General features: G+C 71.3%; 17 protein-coding genes. 11 read left to right on the plus strand and 6 right to left on the minus strand.

Translation table 11 applies throughout. The features are described 5' to 3' along the window. Positions 1-4: 4 nt before the first annotated feature. The 3 genes from ACGFJ7_RS19505 to ACGFJ7_RS19515 all read left to right on the plus strand — a co-directional run bounded on the left by ACGFJ7_RS19505 (position 5) and on the right by ACGFJ7_RS19515 (position 4,696). Positions 5-1,519 (plus strand): MFS transporter, encoded by a 1,515-nt coding sequence (locus ACGFJ7_RS19505; RefSeq protein WP_392642916.1) that lies wholly within the window; start codon positions 5-7, stop codon positions 1,517-1,519. Beyond that, the gene (locus ACGFJ7_RS19510; RefSeq protein ID WP_392642917.1) at positions 1,452-2,039 is read left to right on the plus strand and encodes a hypothetical protein; all 588 of its coding nucleotides are present in this window, start codon (positions 1,452-1,454) and stop codon (positions 2,037-2,039) included. Before ACGFJ7_RS19505 ends, ACGFJ7_RS19510 begins: the two co-directional genes overlap by 68 nt. A 2,015-nt stretch (positions 2,040-4,054) precedes the next feature. Further along, the gene (locus tag ACGFJ7_RS19515) at positions 4,055-4,696 is read left to right on the plus strand and encodes a hypothetical protein (protein ID WP_392642918.1); all 642 of its coding nucleotides are present in this window, start codon (positions 4,055-4,057) and stop codon (positions 4,694-4,696) included. Between the two features lie 42 nt (positions 4,697-4,738). Here the strand turns inward: ACGFJ7_RS19515 and ACGFJ7_RS19520 are convergent, their stop codons facing one another. Next, positions 4,739-4,945: a hypothetical protein gene (locus ACGFJ7_RS19520; RefSeq protein ID WP_392642919.1), complete on the minus strand. Its 207-nt coding sequence runs from the start codon at positions 4,943-4,945 to the stop codon at positions 4,739-4,741. A gap of 2 nt (positions 4,946-4,947) precedes the next feature. Further along, on the minus strand, positions 4,948-6,282 hold the full coding sequence (locus ACGFJ7_RS19525) for a hypothetical protein (protein WP_392642920.1): 1,335 nt from the start codon (positions 6,280-6,282) through the stop codon (positions 4,948-4,950). A 43-nt stretch (positions 6,283-6,325) separates the two neighbouring features. Between ACGFJ7_RS19525 and ACGFJ7_RS19530 the strand changes: the two genes are divergently transcribed. The 5 genes from ACGFJ7_RS19530 (at position 6,326) to ACGFJ7_RS19550 (ending at position 12,379) form a co-directional block, all read left to right on the plus strand. Then, positions 6,326-6,856 carry a hypothetical protein gene (locus ACGFJ7_RS19530; RefSeq protein WP_392642921.1) on the plus strand — a complete coding sequence of 177 codons (531 nt, stop codon included), beginning with the start codon at positions 6,326-6,328 and terminating at the stop codon, positions 6,854-6,856. 5 nt (positions 6,857-6,861) lie between these two features. Next, positions 6,862-7,821 (plus strand): D-2-hydroxyacid dehydrogenase family protein, encoded by a 960-nt coding sequence (locus ACGFJ7_RS19535; RefSeq protein WP_392642922.1) that lies wholly within the window; start codon positions 6,862-6,864, stop codon positions 7,819-7,821. Between the two features lie 62 nt (positions 7,822-7,883). Beyond that, positions 7,884-8,762 carry an AraC family transcriptional regulator gene (locus ACGFJ7_RS19540; RefSeq protein ID WP_360250961.1) on the plus strand — a complete coding sequence of 293 codons (879 nt, stop codon included), beginning with the start codon at positions 7,884-7,886 and terminating at the stop codon, positions 8,760-8,762. Positions 8,763-8,817: 55 nt separating this feature from the next. Beyond that, the gene (locus ACGFJ7_RS19545) at positions 8,818-10,671 is read left to right on the plus strand and encodes a maleylacetate reductase and hydroxyquinol 1,2-dioxygenase domain-containing protein (protein WP_392642923.1); all 1,854 of its coding nucleotides are present in this window, start codon (positions 8,818-8,820) and stop codon (positions 10,669-10,671) included. Then, on the plus strand, positions 10,658-12,379 hold the full coding sequence (locus tag ACGFJ7_RS19550) for an FAD-dependent oxidoreductase (protein WP_392642924.1): 1,722 nt from the start codon (positions 10,658-10,660) through the stop codon (positions 12,377-12,379). The genes ACGFJ7_RS19545 and ACGFJ7_RS19550 overlap by 14 nt, the downstream gene beginning before the upstream one ends. Here the strand turns inward: ACGFJ7_RS19550 and ACGFJ7_RS19555 are convergent. Both ACGFJ7_RS19555 and ACGFJ7_RS19560 read right to left on the minus strand, forming a co-directional pair. Next, positions 12,376-14,796, minus strand: coding sequence for a LuxR C-terminal-related transcriptional regulator (locus ACGFJ7_RS19555; RefSeq protein ID WP_392642925.1), 2,421 nt, complete (start codon positions 14,794-14,796; stop codon positions 12,376-12,378). The genes ACGFJ7_RS19550 and ACGFJ7_RS19555 overlap by 4 nt on opposite strands. 97 nt (positions 14,797-14,893) lie before the next feature. Then, positions 14,894-16,321, minus strand: coding sequence for an MFS transporter (locus ACGFJ7_RS19560; RefSeq protein ID WP_360250973.1), 1,428 nt, complete (start codon positions 16,319-16,321; stop codon positions 14,894-14,896). Positions 16,322-16,447: 126 nt separating this feature from the next. Here ACGFJ7_RS19560 and ACGFJ7_RS19565 point away from each other — a divergent pair, with 126 nt between their 5' ends. The 3 genes from ACGFJ7_RS19565 to ACGFJ7_RS19575 are packed head-to-tail and all read left to right on the plus strand — an operon-like array spanning position 16,448 to position 19,075. Further along, positions 16,448-16,660, plus strand: coding sequence for a bleomycin resistance protein (locus ACGFJ7_RS19565; RefSeq protein ID WP_360250976.1), 213 nt, complete (start codon positions 16,448-16,450; stop codon positions 16,658-16,660). A 31-nt stretch (positions 16,661-16,691) separates the two neighbouring features. Further along, entirely contained in the window at positions 16,692-18,191 is a 1,500-nt protein-coding gene (locus ACGFJ7_RS19570; RefSeq protein ID WP_392642926.1) for a beta-N-acetylhexosaminidase, read from the plus strand. Positions 18,192-18,229: 38 nt separating this feature from the next. Then, entirely contained in the window at positions 18,230-19,075 is an 846-nt protein-coding gene (locus ACGFJ7_RS19575) for a helix-turn-helix transcriptional regulator (protein WP_392642927.1), read from the plus strand. 1 nt (position 19,076) lies between these two features. On the opposite strand, the gene ACGFJ7_RS19580 is transcribed toward ACGFJ7_RS19575, so the two are convergent. Further along, the gene (locus tag ACGFJ7_RS19580) at positions 19,077-19,748 is read right to left on the minus strand and encodes a hypothetical protein (protein ID WP_392642928.1); all 672 of its coding nucleotides are present in this window, start codon (positions 19,746-19,748) and stop codon (positions 19,077-19,079) included. A gap of 18 nt (positions 19,749-19,766) precedes the next feature. Further along, entirely contained in the window at positions 19,767-20,033 is a 267-nt protein-coding gene (locus ACGFJ7_RS19585) for a hypothetical protein (protein ID WP_392642929.1), read from the minus strand. Between the last annotated feature and the right edge of the window lie 10 nt (positions 20,034-20,043).

Genomic DNA, 20,043 nt, shown 5'->3' on the forward strand with positions numbered 1-20,043 from the left:
GAACATGTTCCGAAAGTCGCTCACCCTGACGGCCGTGGCCGTCGTGCAGTTCATGGTGTCGCTTGATCTCTCGGTCGTAAATGTCGGTCTTCCGGCAATCCGTGACGGCCTCGGCTTCGGCGCCACCGGGCTCACCTGGGTCATCCACGCCTACGCGCTCGCCTTCGGCGGGCTCCTCCTGCTCGGCGGCAAGGCCGCCGACCGCTTCGGCCGGCGGCGGGTCCTGCTGGCCGGCCTGACGCTGTTCGCCGTCGCCTCACTGGCCGGCGGCTTCGCCCAGTCGCCGGGTCACCTCGTCGCCGCCCGGTTCGCCCAGGGCATCGGCGCCGCCGCGCTGGCGCCGGCCGCTTTGGCCCTGCTCACGGCCACCTTCCCCACCGGCCGGCCACGCGTGCGGGCCTTCGGTGTCTGGGCCGCGACCAACGCGGCCGGCGGCGCTCTCGGCGTCCTCATCGGCGGCGTGCTCACCCAGTGGGCCGGCTGGCGCTGGGTGATGTTCGTCAGCGTTCCCATGTCGCTGGTCGCCCTGGTCCTGACCTGGCGCGGTGTCGCCCCCGACGACCCGGTCGCCCCGCGCGGGCGCCCCGACGTGGCCGGCGCCGCGCTGGGCACCACAGGCATGACCGTGCTGGTGTACGCGATAGTCCGGCAGTCGTGGCTCTGGACCCTGCCGGCCCTGCTCCTGCTGGCGGCGTTCGTGCTGGTCGAGCGCCGGACCACCAGGGATCCGCTGATCCGGCTGGGCCTGTTCACCAACCGGTCGGTGGCCGGCGCCAACGCGTACAACCTGCTGGTCGGCGCGGCGATGGCCGCGGCCTTCTACTTCGCCTCGCTCTACCTGCAGGGCGTGCTCGGCGTCGGACCGGCCCTGACCGGCGTGATGTTCCTGCCGTTCGCCCTCGGCGTGGTCGCCGGCTCGGTGCTGGCCGTGCGCCTGGGCTACCGCTTCCCGCCCCGCGTCCTGCTCGTCCTGGGCGGCCTGCTCACCGCCGCCGGCTTCGCCTGGTTCTCCGGGATCAGCCCCGACGGCGCCTTCGCCACCGACATCCTCGGCCCGTCCCTCGTGGCCAGCATCGGGTTCGGCCTCTGCCTGGCCCCGATCGTCTCGCTCGCCACCGCCGGCGTGGCCCCGCACGAGTCGGGCATGGCCTCCGGCCTGCTGAGCAGCTCCCGCCAGATAGGAGCGTCGCTGGGCCTGGCCGTCCTCGGCACGGCAGCCGCCCACCACACCACCACTACCGGCTCCCTCACCGCCGGCTACGCGTTCGGCCTGACCTTGTGCGCGGCCCTGCTGCTCGCGGCCACGCTCATCGCCCTGACCGTCCTGCCCCGCGCGACAACACCCCGCCCGCGAGACGCGCCACCCGGTATGCTCCCCGACCGTGCCGATCGAGTCGCCCAGCCGCCTGAACCGGCGGCGGGATCTGCCGGGCTGGCTGATCACACCGGCGGTGACCGTTCTGCTGGCACCGGCGCCGGCCCTGAGCATCGGCGTGCTGGTGGCGCGGGACGCGACTGACTATCCGGCGCTGTGCGGCACCGCCTTCGCCGAGAACGGCTGCTCGGAAACCATTCTGGCGATGGTCGCCCGGCACGCCCGGCTGTTCGCGGTGGGCTGGCTACTGCTCTGGGCCCTGCCGTGGTGGCGAGGCCTGCGTCCGTACCGGATCTGGTGGGCCGTCGCGGTCACGGCCGTGCTGGTGGCCGCTCCGTTGCGCCTGGCGGATTGGCCCCAGCTGTACAGCGGTTTCCAAGTCGACCAGCTGTTCACCGACGGCTCGTCCCTGGCCGAGCGCGAAGACCGGGCCGACGCCGCCTTCTCGCTGATCGCCGTGCTGATGGTCGCGCTGCCCGCCCTGCTGTTCTTCGTGTTCCTGCTGACCGACCGCCGTCCACGCGCGCTGACCAGCGGAGCCCTGGCGATCGTGCTCCTGATCCCGAGCATCGTCATCCTCAAGCACACGTACCACCCGGCCCAGCGCGCCCGCCCTTGCGTCACCGACACCAACACAGACGCCAACATCTGCGCCGGCGACTGAGCCGCGCCTCTGGTTCCGAAGCCGAACCGGCCCCGATGACTCGACCAAGGCGGACCTTGCCAGTTGTATCCATGAGCTCGGGCGGAAGCCGGTCGCCGGCCCGAGTTGAGGCAGGCGCCGATCTCAAGGGCGGCCCCGTCCCGAGCGCCGGTGCTCCTGGTGAACATTGACGGCGTCTTCACCCCTCCACTGCCAATCGTGAGTGCCCGCGTCTGGTGCTGGCCCGGTTGAACGAGCCCACCAAGCAGCCGCGGGGTGAGCGCATGGCCACGGCGGCGGCACTGGCCGCTTCTGCCGCCTATCAATCGATCACGGATCGACGGCTGAGCAAGGCGCCAAGCCAGCGTGATGCCCACACGATGCGGCGTCAGTCTGCCCTCGCGCTCGGCATCATGGGACTACCGACAGTTACCTTGAGCTCCGCCATCCAGTCCCGGGACGCGTGACAGCTGGCGGCTGGCGGCACGCGGCGCGCAGCTCGGCGGCTCGCGGCGCGGGGCTGGCGGCTCACGGCTCGGCGGCTCGGCGGCTCGCGGCGCGGCGGCTCACGGCTCGGCGGCTCACGGCTCGGCGGCTCGCGGGTCGCGGCTCGGCGGCGCGCGGCTCACGGCTCGACGGCTCACGGCTCGGCGGCGCGCAGCTCGGCGGCGCGCGGCTGGCGGCGCGCGGCTGGCGGCGCGCGGCTCGGCGGCTCGCGGCGCGCGGCGCGGGGCTGGCGGCTCACGGCTCGGCGGCTCGCGGCGCGCGGCGCGGCGGCTCATGGCTCGGCGGCTCGCGGGTCGCGGCTCGGCGGCTCGGCGGCTCGCGGGTGGCGGCTCGGCGGCGCGCTGCTCGGCGGCGCGCGGCTCGGCGGCGCGCGGCTCGGCGGCGCGCGGCTCGGCGGCGCGCGGCATACACGACAGGCGGCAGGTGAGCGTGCTTCTCGCTGACTCCCGGATCCTTCTTTGCGCCCCATTCTTATTGGCATGATCCTTTCTTTGTTTTCGATCTCCGGGGTGCGGGATAATGGTTTATGACGCAGTTGGGGTTCTTTTCCAGGTCGGAGATCGCGGCGATGCGTGACTGGTCCGGGGTGCCGAGCCATTCGCCGGACATGGCCGATTTCCGGCGTGATTGTGAGGAGCGGCGACGGTGGGGACTCAAACGGCGTCATGCGTTGAAGCTGTGCCGATTGCATGGCTGTTCGCGGCTGTGCGGCGAGTTGGGGTTACATGATTCGGTCGAGCGGATACCGCCGCTGCTCTGGGATGACGAGGTCACGTGTACGCGGCGGCCCGTTGATCCGGCGAAAGCCACTGCTCACCCGGAGGGTGCGCCCGCCTGCCGCGCGCGGGAGCCGGTTGAGGAATCGGCAGCACGAACCGCGGAGGTGGCCCAGCCGGAGACGGCGATGAAGCCGGAACCGACAGTCAAGGCCAAGACGATAGTGCGGCCCGAAAACCACATTCACGATGAGGCGGCGACCCAGGCGAAGGTCACCACACGGGGCGAATTCGCCGGGCGATATGGAACGCCGCGTTGCGCCGTGAATATCGGCCACAGGAGGCGGTCGGAAGATCGGGTATTCACCGCTCAGCCACGCCTCAGGAAGATGGTGGCATCACGGAATCACTGGCGATACCTGAAACCGTGCGCAGGGGCGGTGCGAAAGCATTTGAGAATGCGCCACGGCTCTCAGCCCCGACCTGATCGAACGGCATCGTGTGAGCCGGTTGAGGGGCGTCTCTGTTGCGGCCGGCTGGGTTTCGTTAGGGCCGCGCCACAACTCGGGTGCCGGGTCTTCGTGGGCAAAAGCGTGCCAGGATGCCACACCTGTCGCCGCTTCCCACGATGTGGTCAGTTGCTGGCGATTTTATGTCGGGCATGTCGGACTTGGTCGCCGGCAGCACTGCCGGTGGCCTCCGCTCAAGTCGCTGACCTGCTAGAACGCTATTTTCTTGTTAGGCGCCTCACCTTTGGGCGGGATTCTCGCGGCGATTGATGGGCTGGCTTCGTGCCGCCTACGGTCGAGCGCCGTGGAACCCGAACCGACATCTCGCGAACGTGCCGCCGCCCGCCTGCTGGAGCAATATCAGAGTGCTGGTAAGGGCTTCGACGGCATTCACCAGATGCTGCTGCCTCACCTGCGGGAGAACCGGCACGCCGAACCGCGGCCGAAAGACACCGCCGCGCTGGCTGCGGCCGTCTACCGGCTGGGCTATCTCGACTATGCGCGCCCGCACATCAGCTGGCCGAACTTCGTCGTCGACGCGTCGGTGCTGGCCTCGCATGCCCGCCTGGACAGTCTCACCGTGGGCGCCGCCCTGGTCGAAGCCGTCGCCGACGACACGTGTCAGGTCATCGCGTCCCCGCAGGCTTACCTGCACGTCGCCCCCGGGCTCACCGGCGAGCAGGACCAGCGCCTGTACCGGTTTCTGCGGCATCTCGAGCCGGCCACGGAAACCCGGGAGAAGCCGGAAGACTCACGCCCGGCGATCGAGGTGCCTCCGCTGACGTTCCGGCACACCGACATCATCGCCCGCCTCAAGACCGGGGAACGCCCGGACATCGTGCACACCGCTCTCCTGGCGCTGCACCACCGCTGCGTCATCGGAACCTTCGACCCGGCCGCCTACCATCGCCTCGGCTATCTGCGAACCCTCGACTTGAACGCTTGAACGCTTTGCGGAAGCACTGCGGAAACAGGTCGCGGCCGGAGCTCACTCGACCGCGACAATCGCGATACGTCGCCTCACGGCAAGCCGCTCCGCCGGCTGACCCCAGGGAGAACGCCCGTCCTTGACCACGAGGATCGCGGCGCGCCGCCAGGTCCCGGCAAGGTCGAGTTGACGCTCTGGCTCGTCGACGAACCAGATGTCGGCCTTTCCACCCGCCTCGTAGTGGAGAGGGTGCCGGCGGCGGAACATGGTCACGCCTTGCGGACGGCGGCCACGCACTCGCGGTTCACCTGGGACCACGGCTTGTGCAAGGAGGAGATGGCGGCGCCCTCCAAGCCGATGCCCTGCTGGACCGCCTGCTGGAAGAACGCCAGGGCGGCCTTCTGGCCGTACTTCGCGATCAGGTAGTGCAAGGCGTAGTAGCCGACGGCGTAGCGGCCGCCGGCGTCGTCGTTTGACGCGTCGTCGGGTGGGTGGGGCACCGCCACCGTCGTGAGGTTGTGGGAGCGCAGGTAGCGGTGCAGGTCCTGCCGCTCCTGGGCGGTCCCCTGGGGGTTGCCGGCCAGGGCCACGTGGTCGGCCATGCCCTCGACCAGCCACCACACGTCGTTCTTGCCGTAGTAGCTGTCGTTGCGCAGCGTCGACACGTGGGCCAGTTCGTGCCGCAGCAGCTCGTCGGAGTAGCCGGGGGTCATCTCGCTGGCCAGCACCTCCGTCTCGATGCGGTCGCGTCCGGTCGGCACGGCCCAGCCGGCCACCCAGGAGCCGGGGTTGCCGCGGTACCAGCGCTTCCAGGACGCCGCGTCGGCCAGGAAGACCCGGTAGCGGTCCACCCGCCCCTCCCCCACCGTGTAGCGGTCGGCGACCGCGGCGGCGGCCTCGGCCCGGCGGCTCAGGTCGGCCAGCCGGCTCCGGTAGGCGAGCGGCACCGCCACCAGGGTGCGCCGGCCGGCCCGCGCGACCAGCTCGGTCGTCTCCCACGGGCGGGAGAAGGTGTGGCTGCCGCCGGTGCAGTCGAAGCAGGTGGTCGCCTCGTCGTAGACGTGGTAGCCGGCGAGCCGCAGGCCCTGCGGGGTGATCCGCCACATGCTGTCGAAGTACGCGTAGTCGGCCGCGCACTCCTTCTCGACCAGGCAGTGGTCCACCAGCGTTTCGACGCGCCAGTCACCGCCCGCTTCGGCCGGCGGCCACGGGTTGCCGCCCACCGACTGCTCGAAGCGGGTGACGTGCAAGGAGCGCAGGCTGCGGTAGCGGCGCCCCAGTTCGGCTTTGGCGCCCGGCAGGGCGTCGGCCGTGAACCCGGCGAAGTCGCCGGCGAGCAGCGCGGCCGACTGCCTTTTCATGGCGGCCTCCGCCTCCTGGCCGACCCAGGCCTGCCATTGCGACCGGGGTGCCGACGCGGCCGGCCGCTTCAGCTTCACCGGCTCCACTGTCACCACCGGGCTGGGCGAGGCCGGCGCGGCCGCGACCGGCGCCGGCGTGGCCGGCCAGGCCGTCACGGCCACCCCGGCGGCCGCCGCCAGCACCACGGCGAGCCCGCCGGCGATCCACCAAACGCGCCGTCGACGGGCTTTCGTATCGATCACGGCGCGAATCTTAACTACATGATCTTTTTGTTACTCTCCCGCGGTGCCGAAGAAGATCATCATTGCCGTGGCGCTCTGCGGCGTCGCGGCCGTCGCCGGGTTCGGGTGGCCGATCGTGTCGGCCCGCGACACCGTACTCTCCACTCCCGACACGGTCGGCCCGCTGCGCCTGGACCTCTCCGACGACGGCCGGTCCACCGCCGAGAACCTGCGGACCGTCCTGTCCGACGGCATCACCGTGAAGACGGCGGTCGGCGCGGTCTACCTGGACGGCACCGGCAAGAACGTACGCTTCCTCGGCGGCACCAAGTCGATGTGGGCGCCCGGAAGCGTTCTGGACTCCGCCTTCGGGCTGCTCGCCGACAAGGCGCACACCGAGGCGACGGATCTGCACACCGTGGACGCCGGCCCGCTCGGCGGCACCATGAAATGCGGAACCGCGGCCGCTGACACCGTCTGCGGCTGGGCCGACCACGGAAGCCTCGCGCTGGCCGTGTTCACCGGCCGCGCCGAGTCCGATTCCGCCCAGCTTCTGCGCCGGCTCCGAGAAGCCGCCGAATCGGACGTACGGTGATGACCATGAGGATTGTCGTGTTGGACGACTATCAGCGGGTCGCTCGGGAGTACGGGCCGTTCGACACCCGGGAGGCCGAGGTCGAGGTGCTGCACGAGCATCTCGCCGACGAGGACGAGCTGGCCGACGCGCTGCGCGGCGCGGACGTCGTGGTGGTCATGCGCGAGCGGACGGCGTTTCCGGCGTCGCTGTTCGGCAAGCTGCCCGGCCTGCGGCTGCTGGTCACCACGGGCATGACCAACGCCGCCATCGACCTCGCGGCGGCGGCTGAGCGCGGGGTCACGGTCTGCGGCACCCAGATGTACGGGTCCACCAAGAGCTCCAACACCGCGGAGCTGACCTGGGCGCTCATCCTGGCGGTCCGCCGGCACGTCGTGGTCGAGGACCGGGCGCTGCGCGACGGGCGCTGGCAGACGACGGTGGGCACCGACCTGGCCGGCAGCACCCTCGGCGTGCTGGGCCTGGGCCGGCTGGGACGGCAGATCGCCCGGATCGGGCAGGCCTTCGACATGCGGGTGATCGCCTGGAGTCAGAACCTGACGCCGGAACGCGCCGAGGAGGCCGGTGTCACCTATGCCGGCAAGGACCAGCTTTTCGCCGAGAGTGACGTGCTGACGGTGCACCTCAAGCTCAGCGACCGCACCAAAGGCCTGGTCGGCGCGGCCGAACTGAGCGCCATGAAGCCGACCTCCATCCTGGTCAACACGTCGCGCGGGCCGATCGTCGACGAGGGCGCGCTGGTCGCCGCGCTCACGGCGCGGACCATCGCCGGGGCCGGGCTGGACGTCTACGACGAGGAGCCGCTGCCGCTGGGCAACCCGCTGCGGGGCGCGCCGAACACGGTCCTGCTGCCGCACCTGGGCTACGTGACCGAGGCCGGCCTGCGGACCATGTACGAACAGGTGGTCGAGGACATCGCGGGCTGGCAGCGTGGTGAGGCCGTAAGGATCATTTCTTCCGATTAAGGGCGGTGGCGGGGCGGTTGGACGGGTTGATTTGATCATTGCTTTGGGGCTATGACGGGGCGATGGCGGAGATGACGGTGGCCGACACGAATGGCATCCTCCGCCAGTCGTGGGTTCATCCGGAGCGCACCAGCCGGGGCCTCGGGTGGGAGCAACTGTACGTCTCCACCCAGCGCGAGCAGCCCTATCAGGCCTCGTTCGGCGGCGCCGGCAGCCATCTGGTCATCCTGCACCTGAACGGTCCGGTCACCGTGCGCCGCGGGCACCTCGGGCTCACCCGCGGGCGTACGGTGCCGCCGGGCGGCCTGTTCGTGCACCCGGCCGGCAAGGAGCTCACCGTCGAGCTGGGCGGGCAGCTCGACACCGTGCACGCCTACCTGACCGACGACATGCTCCGGGCGGCCCACGACGGCGACCCGGTCGAGCTGGCCGAGGAGCTGGGCAGCCTCGACCCGCTGGTCGAGCAGCTGCTGCTGACCCTCGACGGCGTGCTGCGCGCGTGGGAGCCGTCGGCGCGCACCTACGTCGACCATCTCGGGCAGGCGCTCGCCGCGCAATTGGCACGGCGTCACAGCGTACGGCCGAAGCCCGCGGCCGAGACGCGGCGCCCGGCCCGCGCCGGTCTGCCGGACCGGCAGGTTCGCGCCGTACGCGATCTGATCGAGCAGCGGCTGGGCGAGCCGCTGCCGCTGTCCGACCTGGCGGCCGTGGCCGGGTTGAGCGTGAGCCAGTTCGCCCGGCAGTTCAAGGCGCGGACCGGCCTGTCGCCGCACCAGTTCGTCATCCAGCGCCGGGTCGACGCCGCCACCTCGCTGCTGCGCCGCACGGCCATGCCGATCGCCGAGGTCGCCCAGCGCTGCGGTTTCTCCCATCAGGAACATCTGACCAGGGTGCTGCGGGCCCACCTGGGGGTTACCCCGGCCGCGCTGCGCCGCGGCTGAATCGTGCAGCGGTTTTGTGCAGGATCGGCGCGCTCGGCGGGCTGACACTGGGCGCGTGGAGTCGTTCGAGTACACCGCGCACCATCCCCGGGTCGTCTTCGGGGCGGGGACGCTGAGCCGGCTGCCGGCGGAGATCGCGCGGGCCGGCGGGTCACGTCCGCTGCTGCTCAGCAGGCGCGGGCCGGTGGCCGGCGTCGACGCCGTTTTCGACGGGGTGGCCATGCACACGCCGGTCGAGGTCACCGAGCGCGCGCTGGAGGTGGTGCGCGAGCGGGGCGCCGACTGCCTGGTGGCGCTCGGCGGCGGATCGAGCACGGGGCTCGGCAAGGCTCTCGTGGCGCGCACCGGGCTGCCGCTGATCGCGGTTCCCACCACGTACGCCGGGTCGGAGATGACGCCGATCCTCGGTGAGACCGACGGCGGGGTGAAGACCACACGCCGCGACCCGGCGCTCCTGCCGGCAACGGTGATCTACGACGTGGAGCTGACCCGGACCCTGCCGGCCGGGCTGTCGGTGACCAGCGGGCTGAACGCGATGGCGCACGCGGTCGAGGCGCTGTACTCGCCGCAGGCCAACCCGGCGATCGACAGTTTCGCCCTGGACGCGATCGGGCGGCTCGCGCGGGCGCTGCCCCGCATCGCCGACCGGCCGGATGATCTCGACGCCCGCGCCGACGCGCTGACCGGCGCCTGGCTGGCCGGGATCTGCCTCGGCACCGTCGGGATGGGGTTGCACCACAAGCTCTGCCACGTGCTGGGCGGCTCGTTCGGCCTGCCCCACTCGGAGACGCACGCCGTCGTGCTGCCGCACGTGATGGCCTACAACGCGCCCACGGCGATGGCGCGTATCGCCGCCGCGCTCGGCGTCTCCGACGCCCCGGCCGGGGTCTTCGATCTGGCGGCCCGCCTCGGCGCGCCCACCTCGCTGGCCGAACTCGGCCTTCCCGAGACCGCGCTGAGGACAGCGGCGGTGGCGGCCACCGAGACGCCGTACCCGAACCCGCGAGCCGTGACGGCGGACGGCGTCGAGCGCCTGCTGTCCGACGCGTGGCACGGCCATCGCCCGGCCACGGCCGCCGGCGATCTGAGCCGGCTCACCGCGCAGGTGGTCGCCAGCTTCGCCGGCGCGCCCGACCAGCGGCTGGCCGCGCTGCTCGGTGACCTGGTGACGCGCCTGCACGGCTTCGTGGCCGACAACGACCTCACCGAGGCCGAGTGGACGGCCGCCATCGGGTTCCTCACCGAGACCGGGCAGCTCTGCTCGCCCACCCGGCAGGAGTTCGTGCTGCTGAGCGACACGCTCGGCATCTCCAGCGCGGTCGATCTGCTGAGCAATTCGCGCTCCCCCGACACCACACCGTCGGCCGTGCTCGGCCCCTTCTACGTCGAGGGGCCGCCGGTCAAGGAGCACGGTGCCGACCTCGCCGAGGGCCTGCCCGGCACGCCGCTGCGGGCCGACGTGCGCGTCACCGACGTCGACGGGCGGCCGGTGGCGGGCGCGACCGTCGACGTCTGGCAGTCCAATCAGGACGGCTACTACGACGTCCAGCTGCCCGACCTGGAAGGCCCGGTGCTGCGGGCCCGGCTGCGCACCGACGGCGACGGCCGCCTGTGGTTCCGGTCGATCCTGCCCTCGGAATACCCGATCCCCGACGACGGACCGGTCGGGCGGATGTTGCGGGCCACCGGGCGCCATCCGTACCGGGCGCCGCACCTGCACTTCATGATCAGCGCGCCCGGTCATCGCCGGCTCGTCACCCAGCTCTTCGTCGCCGGCGGACCGTACCTCGACTCGGACGCGGTCTTCGGCGTCAAGGACGACCTGATCGTCGACTTCCCGAGCGACGAGGACGGCACCCGCCGCGTCGCCTTCACCTTCCGATTGGGGCCCGACAGTGCTGGAGACTGACGTTCTCATCGTGGGCAGCGGCCCGGCCGGCGGCGCCGCCGCGCTGCTGCTGAGCACGTACGGCGTACCCAATGTGGTCGTCACCAAATACGCCGCCCTGTCCGACACGCCGCGGGCGCACATCACCAATCAGCGGACCATGGAGGTGCTGCGCGACGCCGGGATCGAGGACCAGGTGATCGCCCAGGCCACCCCGCAGCACCTGATGGGCGACACCACGTTCTGCACCAGCCTGGCCGGCGAGGAGCTGGGCCGGCTGCACACCTGGTACACCCACCCGTCGCGGCTGGCCGACCACCTGCTCGCCTCGCCGTCGAGCATCTGCGACATGCCGCAGCATCTGATGGAACCGGTGCTGGCGTCGAACGCGATCGCGCGGGGCACGTCGTTCCGCTTCCAGACCGAATACCTGTCGCTCGAACAGGACGAAGACGGGGTCACCGCGACCGTGCGGGACCGGCTGCGCGGCGACGAATACCAGATCCGTTCGAAGTATCTGATCGGCGCCGACGGCGGCCGCAGCAAGGTGGCCGAGGACATCGGCCTGCCGATGGTGGGCCGGATGGGCGTGGCCGGCAGCATCAACATCGTCTTCGAGGCCGACCTCACGAAGTACACCGCCTACCGGCCGAGCACCCTGTACTGGGTGCTGCAGACCGGATCGGACGTCGGCGGCATCGGCATGGGGCTGGTCCGCTGCGTGCGCCCCTGGCACGAATGGCTCATCGTCTGGGGCTACGACATCGACGGCGAGCCGCCGGACCTCACCGAGGAGTACGCCCGGCGGATCGCCCACCACCTCATCGGCGACGACACCGTGCCGGTCACCATCAAGTCGTCCTCGGCCTGGACGGTCAATCACCTGTACGCCGAGACGTACCACCGCGGCCGCGTCTTCTGCATGGGCGACGCCGTGCACCGGCATCCCCCGTCGAACGGCCTCGGCTCCAACACGTCCATTCAGGACGCGTACAACCTGGCCTGGAAATTGAAGTTGGTCCTGGACGGCACGGCGGGCCCTTCGCTGCTCGACACCTACTCGGCCGAGCGGGCCCCGATCGGCCGGCAGATCGTCGACCGGGCCAACCGCAGCATCGGCGAGACCGCCCGCGTCTTCGAGGCGCTGGGCCTGCTGTCGACGGACGATCCGGCCCAGCTGCGGGCCAACATGGACGCCCGCAAACTTCCCACGCCGGAGGCGGAGAAGCAGCGGCGGGCGCTCCGCGAGGCCATCGAGTTCAAGAACTACGAGTTCAACACCCACGGCGTCGAGCTGAATCAGAGGTACGTCTCGTCGGCCGTCACGCCGGACGGGACACCACCCCCGGCGAACCCGCGCGACGACGAGCTGTACCACCACGCGACCACCTGGCCCGGCGCGAAGGTGCCCCACGCCTGGGTGACCCGCGGCGCCGAACGGCTGTCCATACTGGATCTGGGCGGCCGGGGCCGCTTCACGCTGCTCACCGGAATCGGCGGCGAGGCCTGGGTTGCCGCCGCTTCGGCGCACGGCATCACCGCCGTCACCATCGGCCCCGGCGCCGACTACGAGGACCCCTACGGCGACTGGGCCCGCCTGCGCGAGATCGGCGACAGCGGCTGCGTGCTGCTGCGCCCCGACAACCATGTCTGCTTCCGCAGCGCCACCGTCACCGACGACCCGTCCGCCACCTTGCGCGCCGCCCTCGACAAGGTGCTGGGACTTTAGAGCAGGCCGCGGTCGCGGGCGATGAGGACGGCCTCGCGGCGGCGGCGGGCGCCCAGTTTGCGGTAGATGGCTCGTAAGTGGACCTTGACGGTGTTGGCGGAGATGGAGAGGCTGTCGGCGATCTCGTTGACCGTCAGCAGGGTCGGCAGGAAGTGCAGGACCTCGACCTCGCGGTTGCTCAGCGGTTCGGCCAGTGGCGGTAGCGGCCCGGCGCGGGCCGGGGCGGCCTCGGGGGTGAGGCGGCTGCGCCGCAGCAGGGCCGTCACCGCACGGCCCGGAAAACGATGGAACGGCCAGGTGATCCGGTCGCGGGCGGCCAGCTCGTCGGCGCGGCGGATCGCTCTAAGCGCCTCGGCCTCCGCGCCCCGGTCCTCGGCCACCAGGGCGATCCCGATCCACGCGATGATGGCCGTGAGCGGGTCACTGCCCCCGGTGGCCCGGCGGAACAGCTCGTCCGCCCGGTCCCTCTCGCCGGTGGCCAGCAGGGCGCGGGCCAGCGAGGCGCGTTCCGCGGCGAGGAGCCTCGGCTCGCCCATCGCGGCGTACCGGGCCAGAACCAGCTCCGGGTCGCCGAGCTCGAGGTCGACCTCCGACTCGGTGAGGTTCAGCCACCGGCGCAGCAACGGGGCGTCGAGCGTTTCCGGCCAGTCGTGGCGGGCCTGCCGGATCACTTCGCGGGCCGCCTCCGGCTGGCCGCGGATCAGCAGCAGGTGGGTCCGGGCCACGCCGGTCATCGTCACCAGCGCCGCCTCGTGCGGGTAGGGCTCCCAGTGCTGCGCCTGCCGCAGCAATTCCTCGGCGGTGTCGACGTCGTTGCGCTCCACCGCCACGAACGCCTCGACCAGGAAGGCCAGGGACGCCTGCGGGGTGGTCTCCACGTGGTGCCGCTCGGCGAGGTGGCGCGACTGTTCGGCGTACTCCCAAGCGTCCTGCCGAGACCCGGTGACCAGGGCCAGCGCGCCCAGGTGCCCGAGCATGTTGATTTCGACGAGCGGCACCCCGTTGGCGCGGGCCACGCTCAGACCGGCCCACAGGTAGCGTTCGGCGGCGTCGGCCCGGCCGGCCCAGAACAGCCCGATGCCCTTGTTGGCGATCGCGAGGGCGCGGTACTGATGGGCCGCGGGCATGTCTTCCAGCCGTACGGTCGCGAGCTCACGCAGGATGCGCGTGGTCTGCGCGACGAGTGCCGGCATCTCGCCCCGGACCCGCCTGACCAGGATCGCCTCCAGCAGCCGGACCGCGGTCCCGGCCATCAGCCGGTCCGCCTCGGTGCGGCCCTCGAGCAGGCGGCCGGCCCGGGCCAGTTGCGCGGGCACGGCCGCGTAGTCGCCTTCGGAGAACAGGCGCAGCGCCCCGCACACGGCGAGTTCGGCCTCGTCGCGGGTGAGGACCGGCCACGGAACCCGCTGGAGCATCGCGAACAGCCGGTTGCGGTCGCCCGACACGATGAACGGCGCCGCGGCCCCGACAACCAGCCGGCCGAGCTCGGTCCAGTCCTCGGCGGCGAGCGCGTGGTCCAGGGCCTCTCGCGGCTCGTGGACGGTGTACCACCGCATGGCCCGGGTGTGCAGCGACCGGACCTGGCCCGGCTCGTCCCGCCGGAGACGGCGCAGCAGAGTGGCCCGCAGCCGGGGGTGCAGATGGAACAGGTCGGAGTCGCCCGGATCAGCCGTCACGAACGCGTCGGCGGCGGCCAGCCCGGACAGGATCCGCCCGGCCCCGGGCTCGCCGGACAGCTCGGCCGCGAGGCCGGACGGCACCGAGCTCAGGATGCTGACGCGCAGCAGCAGTCGCCAGGTGCACTCGCACAGCCCGGACAGCACCTCACTGTCCAGATAGTCACCGGCCGCGGCGTCGTCCAGCCGCAGCCCGGCCGCCCAGCCCAGGGAGTCCGGGTCCGGCGCCGGCAGGCCGGCCGCGGCGGCCAGCTCGGCCGCCTCGGCCTCGGTGAACGCCAGCGCGCCGGCGTCGATCACGGTCAGCTCGCCCGCCGCCTGCCAGCGGTGGGTGGGCAGGGCCGGTTCGCCGCGACCGGCCAGCACCATCCGGACGCGAGGGGACCAGTCGTGCAGCAGGGTCTCCAGCTCGGCCAGGGCATCGGCGTCGACGAGCCGCTGATGCTCGTCGAGCACCAGCACCAGCGGACCGGCCGGCGCCGCGCCGAGCATGCTGGTCAGCTCGGCGCGGAGCACGGCGGCGTCGTTGTGCCGGTCGTGGAGGGTGAGCCAGCGGACCGGTTCGGCGCGGCCGAGGGCCCAGCTCGTGATCAGCACGGTCTTGCCCCAGCCGGCTCCGGCCCGGACCAGCGTCACCGCCCCGTGGACGCCGGCGTCGAGTTCGGCGTGCAGCCGCTCGCGCCGGACCAGAACGCGGGGCAGCGCGGGCGCCGCCCGGTGAACCTCGCCATGGTGGGGCATGTGATGACGTCACCCCCCCTAGCTGATCATCACCTCTTTCCCGCAGGTGAGAGCCAGTTGACCATGCATGGCACCCGATGGCAACGGCCGTGCCCGTTCAGGCCGCCGTCAACGGGGTGGCGATGTCCTCCAGGCTCTTGCGCTCGGCCTTGACGCCCAGGAAGGCCTCGACCACGCCGCCGGCGATCATGACGGCGGCGCCGATGACGAAAGCGATCACCGTGTCGCCGACCTGGCCGGTGCCGACCAGGTTGGAGAAGAGCAGCGGGCCGGTGATGCCGCCGACGGCGGTGCCGACCGCGTAGAAGAACGCGATGGCCAGGGCGCGGGTCTCCATCGGGAAGATCTCACTGACGGTGAGGTACGCCGAGGAGGCGCCGGCCGAGGCGAAGAACAGCACCACACACCAGCAGGCGGTCATCGTCACCGCGTTCAGCACGCCCGCGCTGAACAGCCACGCCGTACCCAGAAGAAGAACCCCCGACAGGACGTACGTGCCGGTGATCATGATTTTGCGGCCGACCGAGTCGAAGAGCGAGGCCAGCAGCAGCGGGCCGAGCAGATTGCCGACCGCGATGACGGCGAAGTAGTAGCCCGTACTGCCCGACGGCACGTCGAAGAAGGTCTGCAGGATCTGCGCGTAGCCGAAGGTGATCGCGTTGTAGAGGAACGCCTGGCCGATGAACAGGGCCAAGCCCAGGCCGGCCCGCTTCGGGTACTTCGTGATCAGGGTCTTGGCGATGGTGCCGAACCCGATGGTCTTGCGGGTGTGGATCTCGATGCTCTTGTCGACGGGGTCGAGCGTGACGTGGTCCTCGCGTTCCACGGTCTTCTCGACGTCGGCGACCAGGGCCTCGGCCTCCTCGCCGCGGCCGTGGATGAACAGCCATCGTGGACTCTCCGGCACGTGCCGGCGTACGAGAAGAACCACCAGGCCCAGGACGACGCCCAGGCCGAACGCCGCCCGCCAGCCCCAGCTGACCGGCAGCTGGGTGAGGATCGGCACGGTGAGCAGGGCGCCGAACGCGGCGCCGGCCCAGTACGTGCCGTTGATGATCAGGTCGATGCGGCCGCGGTACCTGGCCGGGATCAGCTCGTCGATGGCCGAGTTGATCGCCGCGTACTCGCCGCCGATGCCGGCCCCGGTGACGAAGCGGAACAGGAAGAACCACCACGGGTCGAACGACAGGGCGGTCATCGCCGTGCCGAACAGGTAGACGGCCAGGGTGACCATGAACAGCTTCTTGCGGCCGAACCGGTCGGTCAGCCAGCCGAAGAACAGGGCGCCGCAACAGGCGCCCAGCACGTAGATCGCCGCGCCGAGGCCGGTGACCTGACTCTGGGTGATGTCGAGGCCGCTGCCGGACTCGGACAGCCGGCCCGACAGGTTACCGACGATCGTCACCTCGAGGCCGTCGAGCACCCACACCGTGCCGAGCCCGATAACGATCATCCAGTGCCAGCGCGCCCAGGGCAGCCGGTCGAGCCGGGCCGGGACATCGGTGCGAATGGTTCCGGAGGACATGATCCCGGGCTACCCAAAGCTCAGACGTTTTAGACCTCCCCCGGGGATCGGACCAGGGTCTCCACGGGTTCGGCCCGGCACCCTGGTGCGCGATGCTGGCCGTACCGAAAACCTGAGGAGACGACTGTGAGCAACAGTGACGTGGCGGCCCTGGCCGACCTGCTGCACGAGACCGCCGAGCACCACGGCGCCTTCGAGGCGGTGGCCCCGCCGCACGACTGGTGGGACTGGTACGCGGCCTACCTGAACGCCCGCCAGAACGGCAGCACCCCGGACGAGGCGGTCGCCGCCGGCAACCGCTACATGGCCGAGATCAAGAACGTCGTCATCCCGTCCTGACCTCTGATCGAACTGCGTCTATCGTCTAGGAATGCGCATCGTTGCCGCCCTGCTGGCGCTCGCCCTGCCGCTGACCGCGGCCCCGGCGGTGCCCGCCGCCGAGGCCCCGGCCATCGCTCTGAGCAGTGTCGTTCCGGCGCCGCTCGAGGTACGCCAGCAGGGGGCGACGTTCCGGCTCACCGACCGCACGGTCATCGAGGCGCCGCGTTCGGCCCGAAATGTCGCGAATCGGCTGGCCGAGGCGCTGCGGCCGGCCACCGGCTACCGGCTGCCCGTGGTCGAGCGGGCCCGAACCAACAAGATCTCGCTGCGTACGGACGAAAGCCCCGGTTATCGCCTGACCGTCACCAAGAGCGCGATCACCATCGACGCTCGGGACAACGCCGGCCTGTTCGACGGCGTGCAGACCCTGCGGCAGCTCCTGCCGCCCGCGATCGACGCCGCCACGCCGCAACGGGCCGCGTGGGTGGTCGCCGGCGGCGAGATCGCCGACCGGCCGCGGTACGCCTACCGCGGGGCGATGCTCGACCTGGCCCGCCACTTCCACACCCCGGACGAGGTCAAGCGCTACATCGACGAGATCAGCCGATTCAAGATCAACTACCTGCATCTGCATCTCTCCGACGATCAGGGCTGGCGCGTCCAGATCGACTCGTGGCCGCGGCTGACCGCGGTCGGCGGCGCCCCGGGCACCGGCGTCGACGGGACCGGCGGCGGATTCCTGACCAAGGCCGACTACCGCGACCTCGTGCGGTACGCCGCCGACCGGTACGTGACGATCATCCCCGAGATCGACATGCCCGGGCACGTCAACGCCGCACAGGTCGCCTACCCGGAACTGACCTGCGACGGTGTCGCGCCGCCGCCACGCACCGACACCGCGGTCGGCTACAGCTCGCTGTGCATCGGCCAGGAGACCACCTACCGGTTCGTCGAGGACGTCATCCGCGAGCTGGCCGCTCTCACCCCCGGCCCCTACCTGCACATCGGCGGCGACGAGGCGCACGCCACGACCGAGGCCGACTACCTCGCCTTCCAGCAGCGGGTGCTACCGCTGGTCGCGAAATACGGCAAAACCCCGTACGGCTGGAATGAGATCGACCAGGCACCCGCCGCGAAAGACGCCGTCCTTCAGTACTGGAACGAGGAGCCCACCTTCACCCCCGTCCACGCCTCGAAGGTGGTCCTCTCCCCCGCCAACCGCGCCTACCTCGACATGAAGTACGACCCGTCGACCCCGCTCGGGCTGAACTGGGCCGGCTACATCGAGGTGCGGACGGCGTACGACTGGGACCCCACCACCTACGTGCCCGAACGCGCGGTACTCGGCGTCGAGGCCCCGCTCTGGTCCGAGACCCTGCGCGACCTCGACGACATCGAGTTCATGGCCTTCCCCCGCCTGGCCGCGATCGCCGAGATCGGCTGGTCGCCACGCAAGGACTGGGAGTCGTTCCGCACCCGGATCCACGCCTACTATCCCCGCTGGGAAAACAGAGGCGTCAACTTCTACCGGTCACCCCAGGTGGGCTGACCACCGCAGGCGGGCGGGTGGCGACGTAGCGTCGGGGTATGGACCACCGGAGTGAGATCAAGGACTTCCTCACCACGCGGCGTGCGCGGATCACGCCCGCGCAGGCGGGGCTGCCCGCCTATGGGACCGGCCGGCGGGTGCCGGGGCTGCGCCGGGAGGAAGCGGCGATGCTCGCCGGGGTCAGCGTCGACTACTACACGCGGCTGGAACGCGGCAATCTCTCCGGGGTGTCCGAGAGCGTCCTCGAGTCGCTGGCGCGGGCCTTCCGCCTGGACGAGGCCGAGCGGGAGCACCTGTACGACCTCGCCCGGCAGGCCAATCGCAGCGCCCGGGCGCCTCGGCGCCGCACCACGCGGCAGTTGCGCCCCGGCGTTCAGCAGCTCCTGGACGCCATGACCGGGGCTCCCGCGTACGTCCGTAACGGCCGCCTGGACGTCCTCGGCGCGAACCATCTGGCCCGGGCCGTGTTCGCCCCGGTGTTCGAGGGGCCGCCCAATCTGGCCCGCTTCATCTACCTCGATCCGGCCGCGCCGGATTTCTACCGGGACTGGGAGCAGGTGGCCGAGGATGTCGTGGCCCTGCTGCGCGGCGAGGCCGGCCGTAACCCGTACGACAAGGGCCTGACCGATCTCATCGGCGAGCTCTCCACCCGCAGCGACCGATTCCGCACCTGGTGGGCCGCCCACGACGTGCGCCAGCACCGCACCGGCGTGAAACGCCTGCGGCATCCCCTGGTCGGCGACCTCGACCTCGCGTACGAGTCGATGCAATTGACCGCCGACCAGGGGCTGCAGTTGAACGCCTACAGCGCCGAACCGAACTCCCCGCACCAGGACGCCCTCAACCTGATCGCCAGCTGGGCCGCCACCGGCGCGCGGGCGTGAGTCAGCGCGTCCGCTGGGCGCGGGCCAGCGCGTCGGCCCGGCTGCGCCGGGGCTTGGCCAGGAAGTCCACGCTCACGCCGGCGCCCGCGCCGGGCTTCCGCTCGAAGCCGCGGAACCGGTCGGCCAGCGTCCGCACACGCTTGTGGCGGGGACCCAGCGCGATGTAGAACAGCGACTCGTCCACCTGTTCGTCGTCGCCGCCCCACCGGACCACACCTTCGCAGTCGGCGAGGATGTCGCGCAGCACCAGCTCCTGCAGCGGGAAGAACCCGCCCTTGGCGCGGGAGCCGGGGCGGATGCGGACCGCGCTGCCGGAGGCCAGGTTCGACTCCGGCCGGCCCTTGGCCACCTCGGCGGCCGGCTGCCAGCCGGTCAGGTCGATCGAGGGGATCTGTTCGATCTCGTAGTGGAACCGGCGCACGACGTGCAGCAGGATCGTCTCGGCGTCGCCGATCGACACGGGCACGCTCAGCCCGGTGCCCGACACCGTACGGGTCCACACCTGCGAGTCGACGTCCTTGGTGGCCTGGATCGGCCATCCGTTGGCCGACGTCTCGCGCCGGGGCTTGCTGGGGGCCTGCGCCCGCGCCGCGGCGGTGGGCAGGGCGGCGCCGGCGACCACGGCGGCCGCGCCGGTGCGGAGAACTACCCGCCGGCTGATCCGGAGACTCATCTGTCTCGGTGTTCCTTTCTAGAGAAATGCGATCAAGGCGAGGGAGGGCAGGAAGAAGGCGACGACACAGGCCGGCCAGTACGACCAGGCGGGCACCAGTTCGCGCCGCCACAGCCCCCAGTTGAGAAGGCACCAGATGCCGACGGCGAGCCCGGCGATCGGGAACAGGAGCAGTTTGGACACGAACTCCGGGTCGTTCAGCCAGTGATAAGTCAGGGCGATCGGAACGACGCCGGGAATTCCCAGCACGACATTCAGGCCGACGGCCGTCAACAGTCTCCGCACGTGCCCATCC

This window comes from Actinoplanes sp. NPDC048988, from assembly GCF_043197815.1.
In the GTDB taxonomy this organism is placed as follows: Bacteria; Actinomycetota; Actinomycetes; order Mycobacteriales; family Micromonosporaceae; genus Actinoplanes.